Genomic DNA, 26,167 nt, shown 5'->3' on the forward strand with positions numbered 1-26,167 from the left:
GGGTGCGCGCCCTGGCCCTGCGACTTCGCCCCGTCCTGACCCGACCCTTCCTCATCGGTGTCGCGGTCGTCGTGGCGATCGCGCTCGTCGCCGTCGCGGCGCTCGCGGTCACGACGGTGCGCCGGCCGTTCCCTGAGCGCGCCGGCAATGTCCAGCTGGCCGGGTTGCGCGCCGACGTCGAGGTCCTCCGTGACGAGCAGGGGATCCCGCAGGTCTACGCGGACAGTGCCGAGGACCTCTTCATGGCGCAGGGCTACGTCCATGCGCAGGACCGCTTCTTCGAGATGGACTTCCGGCGCCACGTCACCGCCGGCCGCCTCGCCGAGCTGTTCGGCGAGAGCGCGCTCGAGACCGACAAGGTCGTCCGCACGATGGGCTGGCGCCGGGTCGCCGAGAAGGAGCTCGACGAGCTGCTGCCGGCGACGCGCCGCTATCTCGAGGCCTACGCGCACGGTGTCAACGACTACATCGCCGACCGCGAGCCCGGTGCCCTCTCGCTGGAGTACTCGGTCCTGTCATTGACGGGTTCCGACTACGAGCCCGAGCCGTGGACCCCGGTCGACTCGCTGGCCTGGCTCAAGGCGATGGCGTGGGACCTGCGCAGCAACATGTCCGACGAGATCGACCGGGTTCTGGCGACGGAGAAGCTGTCCGAATCACAGGTCGATGCCCTCTATCCCGGTTTTCCGTTCCGCCGGCACGACCCGATCGTCACCAAGGGCACGGTCGTCGACGGCGCTTTCGACCAGTCCGCCGGACAGCGCCGCAACGCCGACACCGACCGGGCCTCGGCCGATCCCGACAGCGCCGACGCCATCAAGGGCGCGGACGAACGCGACTCGGTCGGGCTCGGCGCCGCCAGTCTGCGCGACGTCATCGGGTCGATGCGCGGGGTCGCCGGCGTCGCGGCCGGTCTGCCGACCCTGCTCGGGTTCGGGGACGGGACGGGCTCGAACTCGTGGGCCGTGTCGGGTGATCGCAGTGCGACCGGCAAGCCGCTCCTCGCGAACGACCCGCACCTCGCACCGAGCGCTCCGGGCGTCTGGCACCAGATGGGGCTGCACTGCCGGACGGTGTCCGAGGAGTGCCCGTTCGACGTCGCCGGGTTCACGTTCTCCGGCATGCCCGGAGTGGTCATCGGGCACAACGGCGACATCGCCTGGGGACTGACGACCATGTACGCCGACGTCACCGACCTCTACGTCGAGCGCATCGTGGGCGACCGCTACCTCCACGACGGCGTGTGGAAGCCGCTCACGCAACGGACCGAGAACTTCGAGGTCGCCGGCGAGGACGAACCCGAGACGATCACCGTGCGCGAGACGCTCCACGGGCCGGTCCTCTCCGACGTGGACGACACGCTCGCGGAGGTGGGGGAGACCGAGGGCGGCGGGTCGGGCTACGGCATCGCCCTGCAGTGGACGGCGCTCGTCCCCGGCCGCACGATGGACGCCGTCTTCGGGATCGACAAGGCCGACGACTGGGAGTCCTTCCGGCGGGCGGCACGCCACTTCGACGTCCCGTCGCAGAACCTCGTCTACGCCGACCGCGACGGCAACATCGCCTACCAGGCGCCGGGCAAGATCCCGATCCGCACCCGTGGCGACGGGACCTGGCCGGTCCCGGGCTGGGACGCGTCGTACGGGTGGGACGGCTTCATCCCGTACGCGGAGCTCCCGCGGGTGCTCAACCCGCCCGAGGGCTATGTGGTGACGGCCAACCAGAGGGTCGTCGGCCGCCAGTACCCGTACCTGATCGGGACGGAGCAGGCCGCCGGCTACCGGAGCCAGCGGATCGTGGAGCTCATCACCGCCGAGTCGAAGCTGGACGTCGACGACATGGCGCGGATGCAGAACGACACGTACAACACCCAGGCGACCACGCTCCTGCCGTCACTCCTCGAGATCGACCTCGGCTCCGGCTACTACGCCGACGGCCAGAAGCTGCTCGCCGACTGGGACCTCAGGCAGGACGCCGACTCGGGTGCGGCCGCCTACTTCGCGTCGGTCTGGCGCAACCTGCTCGCGCGGACCTTCCACGACGACCTTCCGCAGGACGTCTGGCCGAGCGGCGGCGAGCGGTGGTTCGAGGTCGTCCGACGGCTCCTCAACGCTCCCAACAGCATGTGGTGGGACGACCGGACGACCAAGTCCGTGCGCGAGACGCGTGACGACATCCTCCGTACGGCGATGCGCGACGCCCGTGACGACATGACGAGCCGGCAGTCCCTCGACCCGACCCGGTGGACCTGGGGGCGTCTGCACACGCTCACGCTCGAGAACGCGACCCTCGGCACCTCCGGCGTCGGCCCGGTCGAGGGGTTGTTCAACCGTGGGCCGTACGAGCTCGGCGGGGGTTCGGGCATCGTCGACGCGACCGCCTGGGACGCGGCGAAGGGGTACGAGGTCACCGCGGTGCCGTCGATGCGGATGGTCGTCGACCTCGACGACCTCGACCGGTCGCGGTGGATCAACCTGACCGGCGTGTCCGGCCACGCCTACCACCGCAACTACGTCGACCAGACGGAGCTGTGGGCGGAGGGCAGGACCTTGCCGTGGGTCTTCACGGCGAAGAAGGTCGAGGATGCCGCCGAGGACACCCTCACCCTGACCCCCGACCTGGAGGGTTAGAGCGGGTCTCGATCGCTTCGCGCCTCGACCAGCGGTGGTAGGGCCGCCTCGACCAGCGGTGGTAGGGCCGCCTCGACCAGCGGTGGTAGGGCCGCCTCGACCAGCGGTGGTAGGGCCGCCTCGACCAGCGGTGGTAGGGCCGCCTCGACCAGCGGCCCCCCTGCTTCGTTGGTCGAGGCCGGAGCGCCAGCGGAGGATCGAGACCGGCTTCGTCAGCGGGCCGGCAGGATCAGCGTCCGCTCCGGAGTGACGGCGACATCGACGCGCTGGTCGTGGGGCTCCGGACCGACGTCGTCGACGATCTCGTGGTCGTGCACGAGCGCCACCCGGGCCACCTCCGGACGTGCTTGGAGCGCCGCGTCGTAGAACCCGCCCCCACGGCCCAGCCGATAACCGGAGGTGTCGACCGCGAGCGCGGGGACGAGCACCACTTCGACTCGATCCAGGGCGTCCGGGTCGTCGTCCCCGGTGGGCTCCGGGATCCCGAACCGACCGACGGCGAGCGCGTCGCGACCGGTGTAGCGCAGCCACGTCATGCGGCGTCCAGGCAGTGCACGCGGCACCACGACCACGACCCCGTCGGCGAGGAGCCGGTCGAGCAGCGGCCAGGTCGGTGGCTCGCCGGCGATCGACAGGTACGCGGCGACCCGGCGGACTGCGCGCTCGTGGACGACTGCGCTCGCGCGGACGGCGAGTGCCGCCGCGGCCGCCTCCAGCGCCCGCTCGTCGAGCGTGGACCGGCGCTCGAGGAGGACCTCGCGCAGGCGCTGCTTCTCGGTCACACCCCGACGGTAGTGCCTACGATGTTCGGCATGAGCGCAGAGGGACTGACGGCCGCCCGTTCGGCGATGGAGGCGGCTGGTGTCCCGCCCCGAGCGATCGAGGTGTTCGCGCACTACTACGCCGAGCTCGAGGCCGGCGCGACCGGGATGATTCCCGAGGACGAGGTGGACCCGATCGAGGCGCCGCCACGCCTCGCGGACGCCGAGGTGGACGAGGCGACGATCCGCGACGCTCTCGCGCGAACGGTCGTGATCAAGCTGAACGGCGGCCTCGGGACGTCGATGGGCATGGACAAGGCCAAGTCCCTCCTCCCGGTACGCGGGGACCGCTCCTTCCTCGACGTGCTGGCCGCGCAGGTGCTGAGGGTCCGCGAGGTCTACGACGTCGCCCTGCCGCTGCTCCTCATGGACAGCTTCCGCACGCGCGACGACTCCCTCGCGGCGCTCGCGGCCCACCCGGACCTCGAGATCGACGGGCTGCCGCTGGACTTCCTCCAGAACAAGGAGCCGAAGCTCCGCTCCGACGACCTCACGCCGGTGTCGTGGCCGACCGACCCCAACCTCGAGTGGACGCCTCCCGGCCACGGAGACCTCTACACGGCGCTCGACGCCTCCGGTGCGCTCCAGGCGCTGCTCGATGCGGGCTACCGGTACGCGTCGGTGTCGAACTCCGACAACCTCGGCAGCTACCCGAACCCGAGGATGGCGGGCTGGTTCGCCCAGTCGGGTGCGCCGTACGCGGCCGAGGTCTGCCGGCGCACGGCGGCCGACGTGAAGGGCGGCTACCTCGTGCGCCGCAAGTCCGACGGCCGGCTCGTCCTGCGGGAGACGGCGCAGACACCGAAGGAGGACCAGGCCCTCGCCGACGACATCACCCGCCACCGGTGGTTCCACACCAACAACCTCTGGTTCGACCTCGAGGCGCTGGCCGCCGTGATCGAGGAGAGCGACGGAGTCCTCGGCCTGCCGCTCATCCGCAACGTGAAGACCGTGGACCCGACCGACTCCCGGTCGCCCGAGGTCATCCAGATCGAGAGCGCGATGGGTGCCGCGGTCCAGGTCTTCGACGGTGCGGTGGCGATCGAGGTCGAGCGTGAGCGGTTCCTGCCGGTCAAGACCACCGACGACCTCCTTCTCGTACGCTCCGACTTCTACGACCTCGACGACGACTTCCACCTGGTCGCGCGGCGCGACGAAGCCCCGCTCGTGAGGCTCGACAAGGGCTGCTACAAGCTCGTCCACGACTTCGACGCGCGCTTCCCGGCAGGCCCGGTCTCGCTCGTCGATGCGACCGGGTTCACGGTGGCCGGAGACTGGACGTTCGGTGCCGACGTCCGTGTCGTCGGCGACGTCACGGTGCCCGCAGACGGCTCACCAGGGACGATCGACGACGGCACCGTGCTCGAAGGGCCCTAGGCTGTCGCCCATGCGTACCGTCGACGAGCACCTCGCGAAGCTGCTCGACCTGATCGGACCGCTGCAGCCGTACGACCAGCCGCTGCTCGAGTCGCTCGGCCTGCCGCTGGTCGACGACGTGGTGAGCCCGATCGACCTGCCCCGGTTCACGAACTCCGCCATGGACGGGTATGCCGTCCGCGCGGCCGACGTCCAGGGCGCCAACCGGGAGTTCCCGGTGACGCTGCCGGTCGTCGGCGAGCAGGCCGCCGGGTCGAGCACCCCGACAGCGCTCACCTCGAAGACCGCCGTCAAGATCATGACCGGCGCTCCGATCCCGTCCGGCGCCGACACGGTCGTCCCGATCGAGCTCACCGACGGCGGAGACGCGGACGTCCAGATCTTCCAGGCGAGGCGCGCGGGCGAGAACGTGCGTCCGGCGGGGGAGGACGTCGCGGCAGGCGAGATCGTCGCCGAGGCCGGTACGGTGCTCGGCGCTCGTGAGGTCGGCCTCCTCGCCTCGCTCGGGTTCGCGCGGCTCCGGGCACGGCCACGCCCGAGGGTCGTGGTGCTGTCGACCGGGTCGGAGCTCCGGGAGCCTGGCGCGCGCCTCGACTACGACTCGATCTACGACGGCAACTCCTACATGCTCGCGGCGTGCGCCAGGGCCGCGGGCGCGATCGCCTACCGGGTCGGCATCACTTCGGACGATCCGCGTGAGTTCGCCGACGTCCTCAACGACCAGCTCGTCCGCGCCGACCTCGTGGTCACGAGCGGCGGCATCAGCAAGGGGGCGTACGACGTGGTGAAGGCCGCGCTGACCGACGTCGGCACCGTCGAGTTCGCCGAGGTCGCGATGCAGCCGGGCAAGCCGCAGGGCTTCGGGACGGTCGGCGAGGAGAAGACCCCGATCGTCACGCTGCCCGGCAACCCGGTCTCCTCCTACGTCTCGTTCGAGGTCTTCGTACTGCCGATGCTGCGTCGCATGATGGGCAAGCTCCCGTACCGGCGGCCGCTGGTCCAGGCCACGATGACGGAGGAGATCCGCTCGCCCTCCGGCCGCCGGCAGTACCTGCGGGGCTGGTTCGAGGTGTCCTCGCGCGGCGCTCGGGTCACCCCGGTCAGCGGCCCGGGGTCCCACCTCGTCGCCGGACTGTCGCGGGCCAACTGCCTCGTGGTCGTGGACGAGGACGAGACAGCCCTGCACGTCGGTGACACGGCCAAGGTCCTCGTCCTGGACCGGGACTTCTGATGGCCGAGACCCACCCGTCCGCCGAGCCGGAGACCAAGAGGCGGCTGACGCACGTCGACGAGCACGGCGCGGCCCGCATGGTCGACGTCTCGGACAAGGACGAGACGCGTCGGGAGGCGCGCGCCACCGGTTTCGTCCGTACGACGCCGGAGGTCGTCGCGCTGCTGCGTTCCGGTGACGTGCCGAAGGGCGACGCGCTGGGCGTGGCGCGGGTCGCCGGCATCATGGCCACAAAACGGACGCCTGACCTCGTCCCGCTGTGCCACCCCTTGCCGATCACGGGGGTCGAGGTCGACCTCGAGGTCACGGACGACGGCGTGGCGATCACCTCGACGGTCCGCACCCGCGGGCGTACCGGAGTCGAGATGGAGGCGCTCACCTCGGTCAGCGTCGCGGCGCTGACCGTCGTCGACATGATCAAGGCGGTGGACAAGCACGCGGTGATCACCGACGTGCAGGTCCGGGCGAAGTCGGGCGGCAAGAGCGGAGACTGGTCGGCGTGAAGGCACTCGTGGTGACGTGCTCCAACCGCGCCGCTGCCGGGGTCTACGAGGACACGACCGGGCCGATGATCGTGACTGCGCTGCGGGAGTGGGGCTTCGAGGTGGACGACGCGGTCGTCGTCCCCGACGGTGACCCTGTCGAGGAGGCGCTGCGTGAGGCCGTCGAGTACCGCTACGACGCAGTGGTCACTACCGGCGGCACCGGTGTCAGTCCCACCGACGCGACTCCCGAGGCCACCCGGGCGCTCCTCGACCGCGAGCTTCCCGGGGTCGCGGAGGCGATCCGTGCGTACGGCGTCGCCGCTGGCGTGCCCACCGCGATGCTGTCGCGGGGTACGGCCGGGGTCGCCGACCAGACGGTGATCGTGAACCTCCCCGGCTCGAGCGGCGGGGTGCGCGACGGGCTCGCGGTCCTCTCCGGTGTGCTCGTGCACGCCGTCGAGCAGGTCGCGGGTGTCGACCACGTCCGCGATGAAGGCGGTGCGTCCTGAGCACGGGCTGGCCGGCGACGCTCCACCACGGGCCCGTGGGACTGCGCCCGATCCGCCGCAGCGACGCCCGTGTCTGGGCGCGGCTGCGCCGTGACTCGGCGGAGTGGCTTGGGCGCTGGGAGGCGACGCTGCCGAGCAGCGTCCCCTCGGGCAACCGTTCGTACAGCGCCGCAGTGCGTTCGTTGCGCCAGCAGGCGGCGCAGGGAAGGACGCTTCCGTTCGTCACCACCTACGGCAGCGACGAGATGGTCGGCCAGGTCACCGTGTCCGGCATCACCTGGGGGTCGGCACGCTGGGCGCAGATCGGCTACTGGGTCTCGCGTGGCCATGCGGGCCGTGGCATCACCACCACCGCGGTCGCGATGGCGACCGACCACTGCTTCGAGGTGCTGGGCCTGCACCGGATCGAGATCGCGATCCGCCCTGAGAACACCGCCAGCCTGCGGGTCGTCGAGAAGCTCGGGTTCGACCGCGTCGGGCTCGCCCCTCGCTACCTGCACATCGACGGCGACTGGCGCGACCACCTGCTCTTCGCTGTCACGTCCGAGCAGGTCGTGCCCGGTGGACTCATCGCCCGCGTCGGCACCGCCGGCGCCGAGCACTGACCGGTCCGAACCTCCTCGCGACACACCGCGCGAGGTCCCCGAGAGGCATGGGCACTACCGCGTACGGTTCTTCCGTGGGTACGGGTCTCATCTTCGCAGCCGTGATCGCCATCTGGGTGGCGTACGGCGTTCCTCTGGCGCTGCGGCGTCACGAGGAGGCGAGTCGAGCCGGTTCCGTCAGCAGCTTCTCCGGAGCGCTCAGGGTGCTCACCCACCGCAAGGACGCCACGTCGTCCGACTCGTCGTCCGCGTCCTCGTCGGACGAGCCGGTCGAGACGTCGCAGGACGAGACCACCGATACGGCCGCCGAGGCGGCTGAGCCGGCTGAGCCGCCGGTCGAGGCTCCTGCGCCGCACCGCTACAACCGTCGTGCCGCCCGCATCGCGGCCCGACGTCGCCGTCGGGTCCTCCTCGTCCTCCTCACGGCGTGCGCGGTGGTCGGCGGTCTCGCGATCGCCGGCATCCTGCTGCCGTGGGCGCCCGCGATCCCCGCCGGCGTGGTCGTCGCCTGGCTGGTCCTGTGCCGCGTGATGGTGCGCAGCGAGATCGGCCGACCGGTCCACATGCCGCGTGTCTTCAACTCCGAGCGTCGCGCCGTCCGGAGCCGTCGGCGCCAGGAGCGCCGCAGCCAGCGGCGCGCCAGCCGCGAGGCGCACGACGACCCGGAGCTCCAGATCGACCCCGACTCCGAGCTGACCGTCGTGCTGTCCGGTCAGTTCGAGGACCACGACCCCCAGCGCCGCAACGTCATGGAACGTGGTCCGCTCCCCGCAGGCGCCCTCGACCAGCAGGTCCTGGACGCCGTGCCGGTGACCACCGCATCGGGCACGACCCTCTGGGATCCGGTGCCCGTGACGCTGCCGACCTACGTCACGAAGCCGACCGCGGCACGCACCGTCCGCACGATCGACTTCGGGGACGGCCCGGCCGCCGACGGCGCTCGCGACGAGCGTTCGGACGGCGACACCGGCACCTCTCGTCGTGCCGTCGGAGACTGATCACGGGACCAGGGGGGCGGATTCGGGAGCGCCGCCCTCGCGTGGTAATCTCGATCTCGCTTTGGGGCTATGGCGCAGTTGGTAGCGCGTCTCGTTCGCAATGAGAAGGTCCGGGGTTCGAATCCCCGTAGCTCCACCAGCCGAAGGCCGGATCCACTCCCGTGGATCCGGCCTTCGTCGTTCTGCGTTCGGGCACCAATGCCGTAGATCGGTGCCGGTATGTGGCACCGATCTACCGCACTGATCTCTTCGGTGCGCCGGTCGCGACGTACGCGTCACCCTCGCACCGGGCGTTGAGCTGGACGGGCGCTCCCGTTGCGATCGCCTCTGTGGTGGCGGTCAGCTGCTCAGGAATGCGTACGAGCACCTCGACTGACGCCCATCCGTCGACCTCGGGACCGCTGGAGCGTGTGACCCGCAGGTGCGCCTTGTCCGCGAGGTCGGGTGGTGCGACGCCAGAGCTGTCAGGTCCTGATTCCCAGACCCCCTCGAGCCGAGCCGCGGCGACGCAGCGCGGATAGTCGCTCGCAAGGTGGAGACGGTCTGGCCAGTCGTCCACGTCCAGGCTCTGGTCGACGTACAGCGACGCCATCTCCGGTGGCTCGGTGACGATGACGACGGTGCCGGGATCGAAACCAGCAGCGGCGCGTACGGTGACGGGCGGACTCGACTCCAGCGCGGACCCCTCGCAGTCGAGTGCGGCTGCGTCGCCGAGCACGGCGACGGCGGAAGGTGTCCGGAGGACGGAGACCGGGCGGTAGGCCGTGCCCGTGTGCTCGAGTCGGGTGCTGCAGTCCGGCCCATCGCCTTGCGGGCCCTCCGCGCAGCCGGCGACCCCGACGCCGAGCATCAGGGCGACCAGTGGCAGGGCGCGTGCGGTCGTCACCGTCGTACGACGCGGCGGCCGACGACGTACACGCCGCCGAGGAGGGCCAGGACCGCCGCCCACGGCAGCAGCACGCCGATGACGGTGACCGCCCCGTCGAAGGTCGCGACCAGCCCGTTCCAGCCCGACGTGAGCCCGCCGACGAAGCCGGAGGCGTCCGGCTCGTCCGCTTGCGTCGGTTCGGTGAGCTCGAGCTGGTACGTCGCCATCGCCACCTGGTCCGACAGCCCGCGTCGCTCGGCCTGCAAGGACTCCAGCTCACCCTGCCGCTGCGACAAGGTCTCCTCCGCCGCGAGCAGCGCGGCCGTGGTCGGCGCGTCGCTCACGAACTGCTGGAGGCGAGCGACGGATGCCTGCAGCGCGGAGATGCGCGCATCGAGGTCGCGCCCCTGCGCGGTGACGTCGGTGCTCTCGACCTGGAGGTCGGAGACGGCACCCAGGTCGCGTACCCGCGCGGTCGCGTCACCGGCGCGTGACGCCGGCACCCGCAGGCGGAGGGAGACCGACGTCGAGTCGCCGGACGTCGATTCCGATCGGTTCTCGACGCGGCCGCCTGCGGTGGTCACCCAGGTGGACAGGGCATCGGCTGCGGCCGGCGCGTCGTCGACCTCGACCGAGGCGTAGGTCGTCGTGATGATCTCGCGCGGTCCTGCCTCCGGCACGTCCTCGCGCGAAGCCTCCGTGCCGGGCTCGGCGACGATCGCGCCGCCGTCGGCATCGGCTCCCGCGTCCTCGCTCGGCGTCTCCTGGACCAGTGAGCTGTCGCTCGCACTGTCGGATCCGTTCGGCTGCACCGCGGCCACGAAGAACCCGCCGAGCCCGAGGACCACCACGGCGGATGCCGCGACGAGAACGACCTTGCGGCGCTTACCGCGGCGGACCGAGTCGTCGTGGTCGATCGTCGAGGTGATCCTGCGGTACATCCGGTCGATCTGGTCGTCGGTGAGATCGGGGATCTCGGGCTGGACGGTCATGCTGGCCCCCTCAGGTCGTCGGTCGCCGCTCGCATGCGGCTGCGGATGCGGGAGACGCGGTTGCGGACGGCCGCGTGCGTGACGCCGACCTCGTCCGCCGCGGCGGCGTACGTGCGGTCGCCGACGACGCAGAGCTCGAACAGCCGCTGGTCCAACGGAGTGAGGCCGGCGACGCTCTCGCGGACACGCGTGAGCAGGAGATCGGAGACGACGGCGTCGTCGGGTGCCTGCTCCGGGCTGGGAGCGCTGTCGTCGAGCGGCTCCCAGCGTCGCCGGCTTCGTCGGCGCCGGTGATTGAGCGCGGTGTACTTCGCGGTGGCGAGGAGCCACGGCAGCACCGAGGTGTCGACGAGTGAGATCTCGCTCCGTCGGCGCCAAGCGGTCACGAAGACGTCTTGGACGACCTCCTCGGCGTCCGAGGCGTCGCCCACCACGCGAAACGCCTGCCAGTAGACCGGGCGGACGTGGCGTGCGTACAGGTCGCCGAACGCGTCGCGGTCGCCCCGGCGCGTCCGTCTCCACAGCAGGCGGTCGTCCGCGTCGTGCTCGAGCGGGAGGTCTGTCGACATGGCGCTCCGTTCGGGTCGTCCCTCATCTTCTCCATGTCGTGAGCGCCCTGACCGTCTCGTCTCCGTTTCGTAACCGTTATCCGACCACCACCGTGTTCTGGTTCGCGGCGAGCAGCCAGCGGCCGTCGTCCTTCGTCATCACGTACATCGGCGATCCCTCGTACGCCTCGCCGTCTGCCTTCCCGTCGCGTCGCTCGACGCTCTGGCGGACCTTCACGGCAGCCACGTCGGGACGGAGGAAGAGGACGTGGACGACCTCGTACGAGCCGACCGTCTCGGTCATCGCGCCGGGGAGCACGGTGCGCGTGAACGCGGCGATCGCGTCGCGACCGACGAGGAGCCGGCCCCCGCCGGTGGTCCAGATGGCGTCCTCGCGGAACAGCGCCACGAAGGCGTCGACGTTCTCCGTGTTCTGGGCGCGCTCGAGGTCGGCGACGACCGCGGTGACGGCCTCGATGTCGCGCGTGCGGGTCTGCGGATCTGTCGCTGTGCTGGTCATGCCGCCAGCCTCGCGCCTCAAGTCGACTTGAGGTCAAGGCGTTGCCGCGCAGTCTGCCACGGCCTGCACGACAGCGGCAGCGATGACAGGCTCGGTCCATGCAGGCTCCGACAACGACCATGACCGACGGCCACGAGCTCCCTCTGCTCGGCCTCGGTACGTACCCGATGGACGACAGCGAGGCCGCGGAAGCCGTACGAGGTGCTCTCGACGTCGGCTACCGCCTCATCGACACCGCCGCGTCGTACGGCAACGAGGCCGGTGTCGGGCAAGGCATCGCCACGAGCGACGTCCCGAGGGACGAGATCGTCGTGACCACGAAGCTGCGCGGCGAGCACCAGGGGTACGAGGCGACGCTCCGGGCGTTCGCGCAGTCGCGCGAGCGGCTCGGGCTGGAGTACGTCGACCTCTACCTGATCCACTGGCCGCTTCCGCGGCTCGACCTGTACGTGGACTCCTGGAAGGCGATGATCCAGCTGCGCGACGACGGCCTGGTCAACAGCCTCGGCGTCTCCAACTTCACTCCGGAGCAGATCGCGCGGCTGGTCGACGAGACCGGCGTCGGCCCCGTCGTGAACCAGATCGAGCTCCACCCCCACTTCGTCCAGGAGAGCATGCGGGCGTACGACGCCGAGCAGGGGATCGTCACCGAAGGGTGGCAGCCGCTGGCACGCAAGACCGACCTGCTCGCGCAGGCCGACCTTGCCGAGATCGCCGAGCAGCACAGCGTCACCCCGGGGCAGGTCGTGCTGCGCTGGCACGTCCAGAGCGGCGTCGTTCCGATCCCGAAGTCGAGCAGTCCGCAACGGCAGCGGGAGAACCTCGACGTCTTCGGGTTCACGCTGAGCGAGTCGGAGATGGCGCGCGTCGCCGACCGGCCGCAGGCGCGCAGCGGCGGAGACCCGGACACGCACGAAGAGTTCTGACGTCGCTGTCGATCGGCGTGTGGCTCGTACGTCATCACGGTGCCAGGATCGATAACGACGGAAGGTGCACCGATGCTCTACACACTCTTCATCCACAACGCCGACCCGCGCGAGGCCGGGGTCAGCCAGGAGGACATGGCGCCCGTCGAGGCGGCGTTCGGCCTCTACGCGAAGGAGCTCGACGCCGCAGGGGTCTTCGTGACCACCCAGATCCTCGGGTTCCCCGAGGCTGCGACGACGGTGACGGTCGTCGACGGCGAGCCCAAGATCCAGGACGGCCCGTTCGCCGACAGCAAGGAGTTCGTCGGCGGCGTGTTCGTGATCGACGTCCCCGACCTCGATGCCGCGCTGGCGTGGGCGCAGAAGTGCCCGGGCACGATGTACGGCGCGGTGGAGGTGCGGCCCACGACGCTCACCTGGAGCCGTGAGCGCGAGTGGTACCAGCCCTGACGGCGAGCGAGGAGGCCGAGCGTGCGGCGCGGACGTCGTACGGTCGCCTCCTCGCCCTCCTCGCGGCCTCGTCCGGTGACATCGCCGCGGCGGAGGACGCGCTCGCGGACGCGTTCGAGCGCGCGCTGGCGACGTGGCCGGAGCGGGGCGTCCCGGCCAACCCGGAGGCATGGTTGCTCACGGCGGGCCGCAACCGCCTGCGCGACCTCTATCGTTCGGCGGCCTATCGCAGCGCCGCTCCGATGTCCGACGCCGAGGACCGCGCTCTCGGGACCCCCGGGCCGGTCGGTCGGGCAGAAGGTGACGCGATCCCCGACGAGCGGCTCGCGCTGCTCTTCGTCTGCGCGCACCCGGCGATCGACGCATCGGTTCGTACCCCGCTCATGCTCCAGACGGTGCTCGGGCTCGACGCACGTCGGATCGCCGAGGCGTACGCGGTGCCGACCAGCGCGATGGCCCAGCGGCTGGTGCGCGCGAAGCGGCGCATCCGCGACACGCGCATCCCGTTCGTCGTGCCGGAGCGGTCGGAGCTGCCGCATCGCCTGCCGGCCGTCCTGGAGACGGTGTATGGCGCGTACGCGATCGACTGGGCCGCTGTGCCGAGCAGCGCCCTGCGGACGTCGGTCGCCGGAGAGGCGCACTACCTGGCCGTCCTGCTCGCCGCGCTCCTGCCGGACGAGCCCGAGGCGCTGGGGCTCGCCGCACTCGTGTCGTTGTCGCTGGCACGTGCTGGTGCTCGTACCGACGACATCGGCCGGTTCGTCCCGCTCGATGCTCAGGATCCGTCGCGGTGGGACGCCGAGCTCATCTCCCACGGCGAGCAGCTGCTCCGCACCGCCGCACGGCTCGGCCGCCCGGGGCGGTTCCAGCTCGAGGCGGCGATCCAGTCGGCGCACTGCGACCGCGCCCGCACCGGACGTACGGACGACGAAGCCCTCCTCCGGCTCCACCGCGCCCTGGTCGCCCTCGCGCCGACCCTCGGCGCACGGGTGGCGCTGGCCGCAGCGACGGCCCGGGTCGACGGCGCCGGAGCGGGACTCGAGATCCTCGAAGGCCTGGACGAGGACGTGGACCATGACGCGGTGCGCAGGTTCCAGCCGGCGTGGGCGCTTCGGGCCCACCTGCTCACCGAGCTCGGCCGCGACGGCGAGGCGGCAGCGGCGTACGCGAAGGCGATCTCCCTGACCACCGACACGGTGAGCCGTGAGTTCCTTCAGCGCGGTCTCGACGCGCTAGTTTGAGGGCACCCAGAGCGAAGGAGGGCCCCGTGGGCAAGGTGGTGATGTACGGCTCGGTGTCGGTAGACGGCTTCGTCGCGGACGAGCACGACCAGCCCGGACCGCTGTTCGACTGGTTGACCAGCGGTGACGTCCCGCTGGACGAGAGCGGCGTGGTGAAGGTGTCGCAATCGTCCTACGACTACACCCGCCCGTACTGGGACCAGATCGGGGTGACAGTCGTCGGCCGACACGTCTTCGACCTGACGGACGGCTGGGACGGGAATCCTCCGAGCGGGATCGACCACGTGGTCGTCGTGACGCATCGACCGCAGCCAGCGGACTGGGACCCCGAGGCGCCCTTCCACTTCGTCGACGGCGTCGAGGCAGCCATGGCCAGGGCGCAAGAGCTTGCGGGTGACCGCATCGTCGAGGTCGCTGCGGGTGACGTCGGTGGCCAGATGCTTGCCGCGGGCCTGGTCGACGAGGTGCGCATGGACGTCGTACCCGTCGTCTTCGGGTCCGGCAAGCGCTTCTTCGGGTCGGTCCAAGGACAGCAGCTGCTGGAGGATCCCGACGTGGTGACTCAGGGGAACCGGGTGCTTCACCTGCGCTGTCGGGTGCGCCGCTGAGCGATCTCCGTCAGATCCAGCGCGAGAACCACATGCGCTGCAACCACTCCTCGTGCGTGATGAGCACGTCGGTCCAGATGGGGAAGAACCACGCGAACAACGCGAGCGTCACCGCGACGTACGCCCCGAGCGCGACCGGCGCCCATCGGCGTCGCCGGCGCGGGCGAGGCCTGCGGAGAAGTCGGCCGACCACCAGGGCGACCGCGGCGCAGGTGAACGGGATGAACGCCGTCGCGTAAAAGAGGAAGATCGGGCGGTCGTCGTAGGCGAACCACGGAAGCCATGCTGCGAGCACGACGAGCACGAGGATGCCGAACCGCCAGTCGCGGTCGCGCAACCAGAACCAGCCTGACGCGAGCAGTGCGAGGACGCCGCCCCACCACACCGCCGGGTTTCCGAGGATCAGGACCTGGCGGAGGCAGGTGTCCGATCCCGTCGCGGCGCACCCGGCAGTCGAGGCGGCGAGGTCGGTCTGGGCGTCGACGCCGACCGGTCGGTTGAGGACGAGCCAGCCCCACGGGTCCGACTGGTACGGGTGGGTCTTCCCGGCGAGGTAGTCGCCGGTGTGGAACGAGTAGACCATCTGGTGGTAGTGCCACAGCGACTGGAACGGCTGGATGAGCTCGCCGAGGAAACCCTTGTCGGACTGGTCCACGTACGAGCCCCAGGGCGGCGCGTCGCCGTAACCCATCCCGAACCGCGCCTCGAACACCTCGTGGTTCACCAGGAAGCCGGTCCAGGTGATGACGTAGACGACGACCGCAACGAGCACGAGCGAGACGAACGCCGGCAGGCCGTCGGCGAGCATCGACCGCCACCAAGCTCCGCGTACGCCGATCGCGTTGCGGTCGATCGCGTCGAGGACCCACACGACGACGCCGACGACGGCGAGGACGTACAGGGCACTCCACTTCGTCCCGACAGCGAGCCCGAAGCACACGCCGGCGGCGAGCCTCCACGGACGCAGCAGGAGCATCCGGACGGGACCGAAACCGGTGATCTGCTCGCTGTGCTCGAAGCGACGTGCCAGCCGCGTCCGTCCCCAGTCGCGGTCGGCGACCACGCAGGCGAGCGCGCACACCAGCCAGAACGCGAGAAACACGTCGAGCAGCGCCAGCCTCGACATCACGAGGTGCACGCCGTCCACGGCGAGCAGCAGGCCGGCGAGGCAACCGAGCGCGGTGGAGCCGCTCATGCGGCGCACCATCCGGGCGAGGACGAGCACCGTGAGCGCACCCACGACGGCGGCAGAGATGCGCCAGCCGAACGCGTTCATGCCGAACAGGTGCTCGCCGAGCGCGATCATCCACTTGCCGACCTCGGGATGCACCACCTGCGTCGGGTCGCCGGTCCACAGCCCGGTCACCTGGCCGGCCTCGACCTTCGGGTTGGCGCCCTCGACCCAGTCCTGTGCGTAGCCGAAGTGCAGCAGCGACCAGGCGTCCTTGGCGTAGTAGGTCTCGTCGAAGAGGAGGCGAGGCGGGTACTCCAGGCGCCACACCCGCGCCGCGAACGCCAGCAGCATGATCGCCAACGGACCGAGCCAGCCGGCCAGCCGTGGAGAGTCGGCGATCCGTGAGCGGAAACGCTCGCGCAGCGGGGGCAGCTCGGCGCCGTCGGGCGTACGGCCCAGGGGCACCACGGCGGCGCGCTCGCGGTCGATGGTCACGGACACGCGGCAACCCTAGCGGCCCGCCCCGTACGCTGAACGCGTGCTGATCCTCGCCGCGACGCCCATCGGCAATCCAGCAGATGCCTCGCTGCGCCTGCACCAGCTGCTTGCGGAAGCAGACGTGGTCGCCGCCGAGGACACCCGCCGCCTGCACCGCCTGGCGTCCGACCTGGACGTCCGCATCGGCGGGCGGATCGTCTCGTACTTCGAGGGCAACGAGTCCCGACGCACGCCGGAGCTGGTCGCCGACCTCGAGGCCGGCCGGACGGTCGTCCTCGTCACCGACGCCGGGATGCCGAGCGTGTCCGACCCTGGCTACCGCCTCGTCGCCGCCGCGGTCGAGGCTGGACTCGAGGTGACGGTCGCCCCGGGCCCGTCGGCGGCGCTCGCCGCGCTCGCGCTGTCGGGACTTCCCGTCGACCGCTTCACCTTCGAGGGCTTCCTGCCCCGCAAGACCGGCGAGCGTGACCGCGCGCTCGCTGCCCTCGCCGAGGAGGGGCGGACGATGGTCTTCTTCGAGTCGCCGCACCGTACGGCCGACGCGCTCGACGCGATGGCGGCAGCGTTCGGGCCCCAGCGGCGCGGCGCGGTGTGCCGCGAGCTGACCAAGACGTACGAAGAGGTCCGTCGCGGGTCCCTCGAGGACCTCGCGGTGTGGGCTCGCCCGGACGGCGACGACGAGCGGGTCCGGGGCGAGATCACGATCGTGGTCGACGGCGCGCCAGCCCGCGAGTACGACGAGGCGACCCTGCTCGAGATGGTCGCCGCCGGCGAGCGTACGGGCATGTCGCGCAAGGACGCCATCGCCGACGTGGCCCGACGCACCGGCGTGCGCCGTCGCGCGGTGTTCGACCTCGTGCACCGCTGAGTGAGCGAAGTCGCGACTCCGCTCACTCAGCGGCCGGTCAGCGCACGCGCAGCTTCACCGGCTTGCTCGTGCTGGGCTTCGCGGCGCTGAGCAGCTGGTGACGTGTCTGCGGCGTCGAGGCGGCCACGAAGTGGGCGCGGATCTTGTAGGCGCCCTTGCGGGAGAACCGCTTCAGCGTGATCTTCACCTTGTTGGTGGGCGGGAACGTGGACCGCTTCCACGAACCGACCTTCTTGCCGTTGGCCGTGACGACGATCGAGCCGACGATCTGGTGGGGCGAGATGCCTCCCGGCACGGTCACTCTCACCGTGACCTTCGGCCGCGCGCCGCGCCGTACGGACTTGGATTGCAGCGACACCTTCGTGCGCGAAGCGCGGGGGACGACGGTGATCGGCACTGCCCGTGCGGTCGACGGCGACACGAAACCGGTGGGGTGTACGAGCGGCCAGAACGACGCCTCGATCTGCTTCACGACACTGAGCCTGCGAGGGAGCCGCAGCGTCGCGACGCCGGAGTCGTTCACGTCGGCGTACGCGGTCCAACGGAGATTGGAACAGGTGCTCTCTGCTGCGCAGCCCGGCGGCCCTGCGCTGAACCGCACCTCACCTGCGACGGGTCCGCCGTCGGCCGCCGTGACCTTCGCCGTCGCAATGATCGTGTCGGTCTCGCCGAAGCGTGCCGTGCTCTTCGACAGCGTCAGTGCAGTCGTGGTGGTGCTCCTGGAGACAGCGGTGCTCTTCGACTCGACGCTGACCGGCGCATATCCCGGGCGCGAGGCGGTCATGCGGACCCAGAGGCGTTGCGACCGATCCGCGGCGGAGCTGACGTACTCCGGTCCGGTCGCCCCAGCGATCGCGACTCCCGATCTGTACCACTGGTAGGTGAAGGAAAGCTTGTCGTTCGGATAGTTGAAGGTGCGGCTCGAGCGATCCACGGTGATCTTGTCAGCGCCCCACGCGGTCGGCAGGACGCGGAGCGAGGGAGCAACTCCCAGCGTCCGGATGATCGCTGGAACCTGGAGGGTGACGGACGTCCTCGCGTCGGCCTTCACGACGACGTAGGACCTGCGCGCTGGACCGGCGGCGCCCCAGTACTCCAGGATGTGGCGGCCGGGCTCGAGGGCGCGCAGCCTTGTGGTGTCGTCACGCGGGTTCGAGCGCCACCGCCAGTCGCCCTCCCGGTCGGCATGCCGCCGGAACACGACCGTGCCCATCACCGGCTTGACGCCTCGGTCGTCGACGAACGTGACTCTGACCTCGCCCGCGACTGCGAGCTTCGTGTGATGCCGCTTCGACGTCTTCCCGGCCTTCACCTTGAACGACTTCCCGCCGGCCGTGGTCAGCGTGCGACCTCTTGGCCCGCCGTCCCACATCGTCCCGCCGCCGAACCAGCGGTCCACGGCCTTCCAGCTGTTTGATCTGGCCAGAAGCCGGTACGTGCCTGCGGGGACCCGCTTGATGGTGAACGCGCCCGAGCGGGTCGTGCGGACGGACTTCTGGCGCACCCACCGGTTGGACGCGCTGCGGCGGTAGGCGACCACCGTGACACCGTCTCGCGCGCGCTTGTCGGCACTCGCTGTCGAGACCTTCCCGCTGATCGTGGACCTGCCCTTCGAGGCTGCGCTCGCGGGCTGAGCGGCCAGCAGCAGGCCAGCGACCAGCGCGACGGCGACCAGGACCACGGACGTCGTCCGCGATCGGCGGAAGGTGGCGGACGCGGCCATGGCGGCTCCTTGCCTCGTAGGTGGGCCAAAGCATGGCACATCGGAGGGTCCGAGCGGATGGGCGGCAGAGATCGGCACGGACGGTCGTACGAGGTGTCCGTGGGCGCGGGCGGACGAGGTGTCGCGTGTAGCCTTTGACGTCGTCCGATGACACAGGAGCCCCTTTTGATGAGCGACACCGACGACCTGCTGCTGCCCGAAGGCGTGCGGCTGGTTCACATCGGCCCGCACAAGACCGGGACGACTGCGATCCAGACGTCGCTCCACGCTGCGCTTCCCACGCTGGCTGCTCATGGCGTCACGCGTGCAGGCAAGGCGCGGCACCCAGCGCTGGGCGTCGGCTACGCGGTCGACCACATGCTTCCCTACGCCAAGCCTCGCGCGGGCCGGCGCGCGTGGGAGCGACTGGTCGCCGACGCCCGCTCCGCGACGGGAAGCCGCGTCGTCGTCAGCAGCGAGTACTTCTCCGACGCCGACGCTGCGGCCGCGGCCAAGGTCGTCGACGCATTCGGCCCGGAGACGCACATCGTCATCACCCTGCGTCCTCTCGCGAAGATCCTGCCGTCGCAGTGGCAGCAGTACGTTCTCCGCGGCCTCCGCATGCCGTACGACCAGTGGTTGCGCAAGATCCTTGCCGATGACCGGGCGGTCGCCTCGCGCGTCAACCCGTCGTTCTGGAAGCGTCACCGCCACGACGAGCTCGTCGAGCGCTGGGCCGCGGCGGCGGGCCGCGAGAACGTGACCGTCATCGTCCTCGACCCGTCGGACCGCGGGATGCTGAACCGTACGTTCGAGCAGATGCTCGGTCTGCCCGAAGGCACCCTCGTCGACGCCGGTGGAGAGAACCGTTCCTTCACCTTCCAGGAGGCCGAGGCCCTGCGCGCCTACAACAAGGCGTACCTGGCCGACGGTCAGGACCGTGCGCTCCACGCCCGGATGGCGCGCACCACCGTCGGGGCCGTCGTGAAAGAACGCACGCCGACGGACTCCGAGGTGCCCGTTCCCACTCCCGGCTGGGCCCTCGCGAGAGCCGCTGAGATCGGCGCCGAGACGGCGGCGAACATCGCGGCCTCCGGCGTACGGGTCATCGGCGACCTCAGCGTGCTGTCGGTGCGCGGCTCCGCGTCGGACGAGGTCCCGGAGCCGGACCTGCCACCCGACATCGCAGGGCGGCTGGCGCTGGGCGTCCTCAAGGCGCATCAGCGGGCGACCGAGGTGGAGCAGGCGGCGGCCATCAACTCCGGCCGCATTCTCAAGACGCTTCCCACCTCGGCGCTGGTGCGCGAGGTGATCCGTCGCGGCCGGCGCCGGATGAGACACGTCGTTCGTCGCGGGTGAGCCCCTGACGACGCCGTCCAGGGCCACGGCGACGTGCGTGTAGCCTGTGGTTTCGTTCATCCCGACCGATAAGACAGCGCGCGGCCGACGCCGAGGACGACCCGGGCCGCGAGCGAGCGAGGAGCTGGACACGATGGGGCCTGCCGGTACGGGGCCCGCCACGGCGGCGGATGCCGAGGTGCTGCGCCGGGTCGACGCCGAGGCGCAGCGGCGTCACTGGAGTCGGCACGCGCGTCGTCGGGTCGCCGCAGCCTGGCGCGGGTCTCACGACGTGACGGCCGATGACGACGCGACCTCCCCGGACGACGCGGTGACCGTCTCGCCCGAGAAGGTCGCCGGCGCGATTGCTGCTGTGGTCGCCCAGGCGCTCCAGGAGGAGCGTGCGCCTCTCGTACCCGACCCCGCCGACGCCCGGTCCGAGGATGCTGCCGACCTGCCCGTCGGGCGGCGTCCTCCGTCGCAGCTCAGCGTGGCCCAGCTGTCGGGCGTGGTCGTCCGCCGCATGCTCGGCGGAGGCCGGCGATGAGCGACCTGCTGCTGCCCGAAGGCGTCCGGCTGGTTCACGTCGGGCCACCCAAGACCGCGACGACGTCGCTCCAGGCCTCGTTCCATGCAGCCCGTCCCGCGCTCGAGGAGCACGGCGTCCACTACGCGGGCACTCGGCGTCACGAGATGCTCGCGGTGGTCGCCGCAGTCGGAGGCAAGGGGTTCCTCGGCGGACCGGAGCCGGACCTGACCGAGTGGAAGGCGCTGCTCGCCGACATGGAAGCGGCCGGCAGCCGGCGCGTCGTCCTCAGCAGCGAGTACCTCGCGCAGGCGCGGAAGCCGAAGGTCCGCCGCATCGTCGACGAGATCGGGCACGACCAGATCCATGTCGTGCTCACGCTGCGGCCCCTCGACCGTCTCATCCCCTCGCAGTGGCAGCAGTACGTCCAGACCGGTTATGACATCTCGTACGACGCCTGGCTCCGCGAGATGTTCAGCGATCCGCCGCCCAAGGGCCTGACCCCGACGTTCTGGGTCCGTCACCGCCACGACGAGCTGGCGACCAGGTGGGCGGACGTCGTCGGCCCGGACAACGTCACCGTCGTCGTCCTCGATCCGCGTGACCACGAGCTCGTGCTCCGCGTTTTCGAGCAGCTGGTCGGCCTTCCCGACGGACTCCTGGAGCTCCAGGAGGATCTTTCCAACCGCTCGTTGACGCTCGCGGAGATCGAGATCGTCCGCGAGCTCAACCGGCTGTACAGGCAGGCGGGCTGGCCGTCCTCGGCGCACTTCCGTTACCTGCGCAACGGGGTGGTCAACGAGCTGCGCACCCGCCAGCCCGGCAAGGACGAGGCCAAGATCGTGACGCCTCCGTGGGCGCAGGACAAGATCGCTGAGCTGACCGGGACGATGGTCGCGAACCTACGGAAGTCCGGCGTACGCGTCGTCGGCGACCTGGACACGCTGGTGGCGACGCCTGCGCCGGCCGGTGCTGTCGAGCAGGCCGACTCTGCGCGTCGCGTGTCCGCAGAGGTCGCGTCGCTCGCGATGATCGGCGCGATGGCCCAGACGGGGGAGCCGAAGACCGACGCGCGCCGGCTCCGCAGCTGGCGGCCGGTCGACGACCACACGACCCGCGAGCTCGCGGGCCTGCTCCGACGCCGGCTGAAGCGGCGCGGCGAGGGCTGACGCGGAGCCGGTTGACATGAGTGACCTGCTGCTGCCGGAGGACGGCCTTCTCCTCCACGTCGGACCCCACAAGACCGGCACGACAGCGGTCCAGAGTGCGTTCTTCCGTGGACGCCGGGTGCTCCGCAAGCACGGAGTCACCTATCCCGGACGCTCCCGCACACCGGTCCAGGCCGTGGCGGGGGTCGTCGGCAACCCGCCGATGACAGGAGACCCGGAGGGATCCCTCCGCGACTGGGAGCGCTTCGTCGCCTCCGTCCCGCGCCGAGGTCGCGTCGTCGTGTCGAGCGAGTTCTTCGCCGACGCGGAGGGCGCCGCCGTGGAGCGGGTCGTCTCCGACCTGGGTCCGGATCGCGTCCACGTCGTCGTCACGCTGCGCGCGCTCGACCGCATCGCGCCGTCGCAGTGGCAGCAGTACGTCCAGAACGGCAAGCGCTCGTCGCTGCGGCGGTGGCTGCGTGGGATCCTCCTCGACCGCGTACCGAGTCGGTCGGGGTTCTGGCGGCGCCATCGTCACGACGCTCTCGTACGCCGCTGGGCGGACGTCGTCGGACCGGACCGCGTGACGGTCGTGGTCGTGGACGAGACGGACAGGTCGTCGCTCCTGCGCGTGTTCGAGGCGATGGTGGGGCTCCCCGACGGCGTCCTCGAGCCCGAGCAGGATCGCCTCAACCGGTCGATGACGATGCCGGAGGTCGAGCTCGTCCGAGCGCTGAACCGGGAGTTCCGCGCCCGAGGCTGGGACCCACGTGACTATCGACGATACGTACGCCTCGGGGTGAGCCGCGCGCTCAAGAGCGTGCCGCCGCAGCCGGGGGCAGCGCGCGTGGTGCTGCCGCGGTGGGCGGTCGCGCGCCTGCACGACGTGAGCCAGGACGTCGTCGCCGGCATCCGTGCGAGCGGGGTCCGCGTGGTCGGCGACCTCGACTCGCTCGTGGTGGGAGCACCGGGGTCCGCGGGGCCTGAGAACACCGCCCGGTCGGCCGAGATCCCCGCCGACGTCGCCGCTCGTGCTGTCGCAGGGGCGATCGAAGCCGCGGTCGTGCCGCAGTCGGGCTTGAAGCCGATGCTTCGCCGCGTCCGTGAGATGCCGCCGTCGGAGATCGTCGGTCGGGTCCTGCCACGCGGGCGGCGCGGCTGACGACGGTGGGCCGTCCGTAGGATGGGCGCCATGTCGAAGTCTGTCCTCACCGCGGTCGCCTGGCCCTACGCCAACGGCCCGCGCCACATCGGTCACGTGTCCGGGTTCGGCGTTCCGTCCGACATCTTCTCCCGGTACCACCGCATGATGGGCAACCGCGTGCTGATGATCTCGGGGACGGACGAGCACGGCACACCGATCCTCGTCCAGGCGGATGCCGAGGGGTCCACGGCGCGCGAGCTCGCCGACCGCTACAACCGGGTCATCGTCGACGACCTGGTGGGCCTCGGTGTCTCGTACGACCTCTTCACCCGCACGTCGACGCGCAACCACTACGCGATCGCGCAGGAGATCTTCGCCGGTCTGTACCGCAACGGCTACGTCGTCCCGAAGGTCACGACGGGGGCGATCTCGCCGTCGACCGGGCGCACGCTCCCGGACCGCTATATCGAGGGAACCTGCCCGATCTGCGGTTACGACGGTGCTCGCGGCGACCAGTGCGACAACTGCGGCAACCAGCTCGACCCCGCCGACCTGATCAACCCACGTAGCCGGATCAACGGCGAGACGCCGAAGTTCGTCGAGACCGAGCACTTCTTCCTCGACCTGCCCGCACTCGCGGAGGCGCTGACCGAGTGGCTGAAGTCGCGCAACGACTGGCGCCCCAACGTGCTGCGCTTCAGCCTCAACCTCGTCGAGAACCTGCGCCCCCGTGCGGTCACCCGTGACATCGACTGGGGCGTTCCCGTTCCTCTCCAGGGGTGGGACAACCGTACGGACAAGAAGCTCTACGTCTGGTTCGACGCGGTGATCGGCTACCTGTCCGCCTCGGTCGAGTGGGCCGTCCGCTCGGGCGACCCCGAGGCCTGGCGCGAGTGGTGGACCAACCCGGATGCCGAGTCCGCCTACTTCATGGGCAAGGACAACATCACGTTCCACTCCCAGATCTGGCCGGCGCTGCTGCTCGGCTACCGGGGTCTCGGCAGCAAGGGCGGCGAGGCAGGCCCGCTCGGCGAGCTCGAGCTTCCGACCGAGGTGGTCTCCAGCGAGTACCTCACGATGAGCGGGTCCAAGTTCTCCACGAGTCGCGGCACGGTCATCTACGTCGGCGACTTCCTCCGCGAGTTCGGTCCCGACGCGCTGCGCTACTTCATCGCGGTCGCTGGTCCCGAGAACCAGGACGCCGACTTCACGTGGGAGGAGTTCGTCCGCAGGACCAACTTCGAGCTCGCGAACGAGTGGGGCAACCTCGTGAACCGCTCGGTGTCGATGGCGCACAAGAACTTCGGCGAGATCCCGACGCCCGCGGCGCTCACCGATGCCGACCAGGCGCTGCTCGACACGGCCGCGGCCGCGTTCGACGTGGTCGGCGGGCACCTCGCGCGCAGCCGTTTCAAGCAGGGCATCGGCGAGGCGATGCGTGTCGTGACCGCCGCCAACCGCTACCTCTCCGACATGGAGCCCTGGAAGCTCAAGGACGACGCCGAGCGCCAGGCGACCGTCCTGCACACGGCGCTCCAGGTCGTCGCGGACGCCAACACGCTGCTCACGCCGTTCCTCCCGCACGCCGCGCAGCGCGTCTTCGAGACCCTCGGCGGCACCGGCGTGTGGGCCGCGCAGCCCGTGGCCCGCGAGGTCGTCGACGACCTTCCGGCGGACCCGATCGGTGTCGGCATCCCGGAGATGGGTCGCTCGTACCCGGTGATCACGGGCGACTACGGCGCAGAGCTGGCGGCCTGGCGTCGTACGGAGATCGTTGCCGGCACCCCGTTGTCGAAGCCGTCCCCGTTGTTCGCCAAGCTCGACCCGTCCCTCGGCGAGACCGGCCCGGAGTGGGCGCCGATCGTCCGGGAGGTCGCCGTCGAGCCCGTAGAGGACGCTTCGGCGTGAGCCGCGACGGAGACCGGCCGCCGCTCCCGGACGCACTGCCCGGCCCGGTGGTCGACAACCACTGCCACCTCGACATGGACGACTCCGCCGAGCAGCTCTCGGTGATCGACGCGCTCGACCGGGCGCGCCAGGTCAACGTGACGAGGATCGTCCAGATCGGCTGTGACCTGCCCGGAGCGCGGTGGGCGGTCGCCGCAGCGGATGCGCACGAGGCGATCGTCGCCGGGGTGGCGCTGCACCCCAACGAAGCGCCGCGGTTGGCGGCCGACGGCGAGCTCGACGCAGCACTGGCCGAGATCGAGTCGCTGGTCGCCTCCAGCCCACGTGTGCGTGCCGTCGGCGAGACCGGCCTCGACTACTTCCGTACGGGCGAGGACGGTCTGGCTGCACAGCACGAGTCGTTCCGGGCCCACATCGAGATGGCGAAGAAGCACGACAAGACACTGGTCATCCACGACCGCGACGCCCACGCGGACGTCCTGGCCGTGCTGGACGAGGTCGGCGCTCCCGAGCGCACCGTCATGCACTGCTTCTCGGGCCACGCCGACTTCGCGAGGGCCTGTGTCGAGCGCGGGTTCTGGCTCTCGTACGCCGGCACGGTGACGTTCAAGAACGCCCAGCCCGTGCGCGACGCACTGGCGGTCACCCCGCTGGACCAGGTCCTGGTCGAGACGGATGCGCCGTTCCTGACGCCGACGCCCCACCGGGGCAAGCCCAACGCGTCCTACCTGGTGCCGACGACGGTGCGGGCCATGGCGCAGGTCCTGGACGCCGACCTCGCCGAGCTGTGCGCGGCGATCGACGCCAACTCGGACGCGGCGTTCGGCGGCGCCTGGGGTTGAGGGCCCCGCTTCCGCTGGTTGAGCCGCGCCAAACTCTGCGTTGGGCCCAACGCAGACGTGCGGCCCCACCGGAACGTTCAGGTGGGGCCGCAACTCTGCGGTGGGGCCAACGCAGAGTGGTGTGCGGTCCGGCGAGAAACCTCGCAGAACCACACCGCCGTAAGTTCCCGAATCGCTGCGTGAGCCAGGTCACGGGCTTGGGTTTTAGGT

25 protein-coding genes and 1 tRNA gene are annotated in these 26,167 nt (G+C 70.8%); 19 read left to right on the top strand and 7 right to left on the bottom strand.

The annotated features are described in order from the left end of the window. Positions 1–2: 2 nt before the first annotated feature. A complete protein-coding gene (locus AB3M34_RS05080; protein WP_370618002.1) occupies positions 3–2,630 on the top strand; it encodes a penicillin acylase family protein in 2,628 nt (875 codons plus the stop codon). 212 nt (positions 2,631–2,842) lie between these two features. Here AB3M34_RS05080 and AB3M34_RS05085 read toward each other — a convergent pair whose 3' ends face one another. Beyond that, on the bottom strand, positions 2,843–3,412 hold the full coding sequence (locus AB3M34_RS05085; RefSeq protein WP_370618003.1) for a 5-formyltetrahydrofolate cyclo-ligase: 570 nt from the start codon (positions 3,410–3,412) through the stop codon (positions 2,843–2,845). A gap of 30 nt (positions 3,413–3,442) precedes the next feature. On the opposite strand from AB3M34_RS05085, the gene AB3M34_RS05090 reads away from it, so the two are divergent. From AB3M34_RS05090 to AB3M34_RS05120, 7 genes are all read left to right on the top strand, one after another. Further along, a complete protein-coding gene (locus AB3M34_RS05090; protein WP_370618004.1) occupies positions 3,443–4,828 on the top strand; it encodes a UTP--glucose-1-phosphate uridylyltransferase in 1,386 nt (461 codons plus the stop codon). A gap of 10 nt (positions 4,829–4,838) precedes the next feature. Continuing rightward, a complete protein-coding gene (glp, locus tag AB3M34_RS05095; protein WP_370618005.1) occupies positions 4,839–6,059 on the top strand; it encodes a gephyrin-like molybdotransferase Glp in 1,221 nt (406 codons plus the stop codon). Next, complete coding sequence (gene moaC / locus AB3M34_RS05100) at positions 6,059–6,562, top strand: cyclic pyranopterin monophosphate synthase MoaC (RefSeq protein ID WP_370618006.1); 504 nt, start codon at positions 6,059–6,061, stop codon at positions 6,560–6,562. The genes glp and moaC overlap by 1 nt, the downstream gene beginning before the upstream one ends. Continuing rightward, positions 6,559–7,053 carry a MogA/MoaB family molybdenum cofactor biosynthesis protein gene (locus AB3M34_RS05105; protein WP_370618007.1) on the top strand — a complete coding sequence of 165 codons (495 nt, stop codon included), beginning with the start codon at positions 6,559–6,561 and terminating at the stop codon, positions 7,051–7,053. Before moaC ends, AB3M34_RS05105 begins: the two co-directional genes overlap by 4 nt. A gap of 35 nt (positions 7,054–7,088) precedes the next feature. Next, positions 7,089–7,658, top strand: coding sequence for a GNAT family N-acetyltransferase (locus AB3M34_RS05110; protein ID WP_370618008.1), 570 nt, complete (start codon positions 7,089–7,091; stop codon positions 7,656–7,658). 74 nt (positions 7,659–7,732) lie between these two features. Beyond that, complete coding sequence (locus AB3M34_RS05115) at positions 7,733–8,656, top strand: hypothetical protein (protein WP_370618009.1); 924 nt, start codon at positions 7,733–7,735, stop codon at positions 8,654–8,656. 63 nt (positions 8,657–8,719) lie between these two features. Next, a tRNA-Ala gene (locus AB3M34_RS05120) sits at positions 8,720–8,795 on the top strand. 93 nt (positions 8,796–8,888) lie between these two features. Here the strand turns inward: AB3M34_RS05120 and AB3M34_RS05125 are convergent. The 4 genes from AB3M34_RS05125 to AB3M34_RS05140 form a co-directional block, all read right to left on the bottom strand. Beyond that, entirely contained in the window at positions 8,889–9,542 is a 654-nt protein-coding gene (locus tag AB3M34_RS05125; protein ID WP_370618010.1) for a hypothetical protein, read from the bottom strand. After that, entirely contained in the window at positions 9,539–10,516 is a 978-nt protein-coding gene (locus AB3M34_RS05130) for a DUF4349 domain-containing protein (protein ID WP_370618011.1), read from the bottom strand. Before AB3M34_RS05130 ends, AB3M34_RS05125 begins: the two co-directional genes overlap by 4 nt. Then, positions 10,513–11,085: an RNA polymerase sigma factor gene (locus AB3M34_RS05135; RefSeq protein WP_370618012.1), complete on the bottom strand. Its 573-nt coding sequence runs from the start codon at positions 11,083–11,085 to the stop codon at positions 10,513–10,515. Before AB3M34_RS05135 ends, AB3M34_RS05130 begins: the two co-directional genes overlap by 4 nt. Before the next feature lie 76 nt (positions 11,086–11,161). Continuing rightward, positions 11,162–11,584: an SgcJ/EcaC family oxidoreductase gene (locus AB3M34_RS05140; RefSeq protein ID WP_370618013.1), complete on the bottom strand. Its 423-nt coding sequence runs from the start codon at positions 11,582–11,584 to the stop codon at positions 11,162–11,164. Between the two features lie 98 nt (positions 11,585–11,682). Here AB3M34_RS05140 and AB3M34_RS05145 point away from each other — a divergent pair, with 98 nt between their 5' ends. The 4 genes from AB3M34_RS05145 (at position 11,683) to AB3M34_RS05160 (ending at position 14,809) form a co-directional block, all read left to right on the top strand. Next, on the top strand, positions 11,683–12,510 hold the full coding sequence (locus AB3M34_RS05145; RefSeq protein WP_370618014.1) for an aldo/keto reductase: 828 nt from the start codon (positions 11,683–11,685) through the stop codon (positions 12,508–12,510). A gap of 72 nt (positions 12,511–12,582) precedes the next feature. Next, the gene (locus AB3M34_RS05150) at positions 12,583–12,960 is read left to right on the top strand and encodes a YciI family protein (RefSeq protein ID WP_370618015.1); all 378 of its coding nucleotides are present in this window, start codon (positions 12,583–12,585) and stop codon (positions 12,958–12,960) included. Then, positions 12,945–14,201 (top strand): RNA polymerase sigma factor, encoded by a 1,257-nt coding sequence (locus AB3M34_RS05155; protein ID WP_370618016.1) that lies wholly within the window; start codon positions 12,945–12,947, stop codon positions 14,199–14,201. Before AB3M34_RS05150 ends, AB3M34_RS05155 begins: the two co-directional genes overlap by 16 nt. 26 nt (positions 14,202–14,227) lie before the next feature. Continuing rightward, positions 14,228–14,809 (top strand): dihydrofolate reductase family protein, encoded by a 582-nt coding sequence (locus AB3M34_RS05160; protein ID WP_370618017.1) that lies wholly within the window; start codon positions 14,228–14,230, stop codon positions 14,807–14,809. Between the two features lie 10 nt (positions 14,810–14,819). Here the strand turns inward: AB3M34_RS05160 and AB3M34_RS05165 are convergent, their stop codons facing one another. Beyond that, positions 14,820–16,484, bottom strand: a complete 1,665-nt coding sequence (locus AB3M34_RS05165) for a dolichyl-phosphate-mannose--protein mannosyltransferase (RefSeq protein ID WP_370618018.1) — start codon at positions 16,482–16,484, stop codon at positions 14,820–14,822. A gap of 37 nt (positions 16,485–16,521) precedes the next feature. Between AB3M34_RS05165 and rsmI the strand changes: the two genes are divergently transcribed. Continuing rightward, entirely contained in the window at positions 16,522–17,349 is an 828-nt protein-coding gene (rsmI, locus tag AB3M34_RS05170) for a 16S rRNA (cytidine(1402)-2'-O)-methyltransferase (protein WP_370618019.1), read from the top strand. Between the two features lie 37 nt (positions 17,350–17,386). On the opposite strand, the gene AB3M34_RS05175 is transcribed toward rsmI, so the two are convergent. Beyond that, positions 17,387–19,072, bottom strand: a complete 1,686-nt coding sequence (locus AB3M34_RS05175; protein WP_370618020.1) for a hypothetical protein — start codon at positions 19,070–19,072, stop codon at positions 17,387–17,389. Positions 19,073–19,240: 168 nt separating this feature from the next. On the opposite strand from AB3M34_RS05175, the gene AB3M34_RS05180 reads away from it, so the two are divergent. The 6 genes from AB3M34_RS05180 to AB3M34_RS05205 all read left to right on the top strand — a co-directional run bounded on the left by AB3M34_RS05180 (position 19,241) and on the right by AB3M34_RS05205 (position 25,957). Then, positions 19,241–20,410 carry a hypothetical protein gene (locus AB3M34_RS05180; RefSeq protein WP_370618021.1) on the top strand — a complete coding sequence of 390 codons (1,170 nt, stop codon included), beginning with the start codon at positions 19,241–19,243 and terminating at the stop codon, positions 20,408–20,410. A 133-nt stretch (positions 20,411–20,543) separates the two neighbouring features. After that, positions 20,544–20,936 carry a hypothetical protein gene (locus AB3M34_RS05185; RefSeq protein WP_370618022.1) on the top strand — a complete coding sequence of 131 codons (393 nt, stop codon included), beginning with the start codon at positions 20,544–20,546 and terminating at the stop codon, positions 20,934–20,936. Further along, complete coding sequence (locus AB3M34_RS05190; RefSeq protein ID WP_370618023.1) at positions 20,933–22,084, top strand: hypothetical protein; 1,152 nt, start codon at positions 20,933–20,935, stop codon at positions 22,082–22,084. The genes AB3M34_RS05185 and AB3M34_RS05190 overlap by 4 nt, the downstream gene beginning before the upstream one ends. A gap of 16 nt (positions 22,085–22,100) precedes the next feature. Next, a complete protein-coding gene (locus tag AB3M34_RS05195) occupies positions 22,101–23,225 on the top strand; it encodes a hypothetical protein (RefSeq protein WP_370618024.1) in 1,125 nt (374 codons plus the stop codon). A gap of 30 nt (positions 23,226–23,255) precedes the next feature. Continuing rightward, entirely contained in the window at positions 23,256–25,115 is a 1,860-nt protein-coding gene (gene metG / locus AB3M34_RS05200; protein WP_370618025.1) for a methionine--tRNA ligase, read from the top strand. Then, positions 25,112–25,957: a TatD family hydrolase gene (locus AB3M34_RS05205; RefSeq protein WP_370618026.1), complete on the top strand. Its 846-nt coding sequence runs from the start codon at positions 25,112–25,114 to the stop codon at positions 25,955–25,957. Before metG ends, AB3M34_RS05205 begins: the two co-directional genes overlap by 4 nt. Positions 25,958–26,167: the final 210 nt, after the last annotated feature.

This window comes from Mumia sp. Pv4-285, assembly GCF_041320275.1.
GTDB classification, from domain to species: Bacteria; Actinomycetota; Actinomycetes; order Propionibacteriales; family Nocardioidaceae; genus Mumia; species Mumia qirimensis.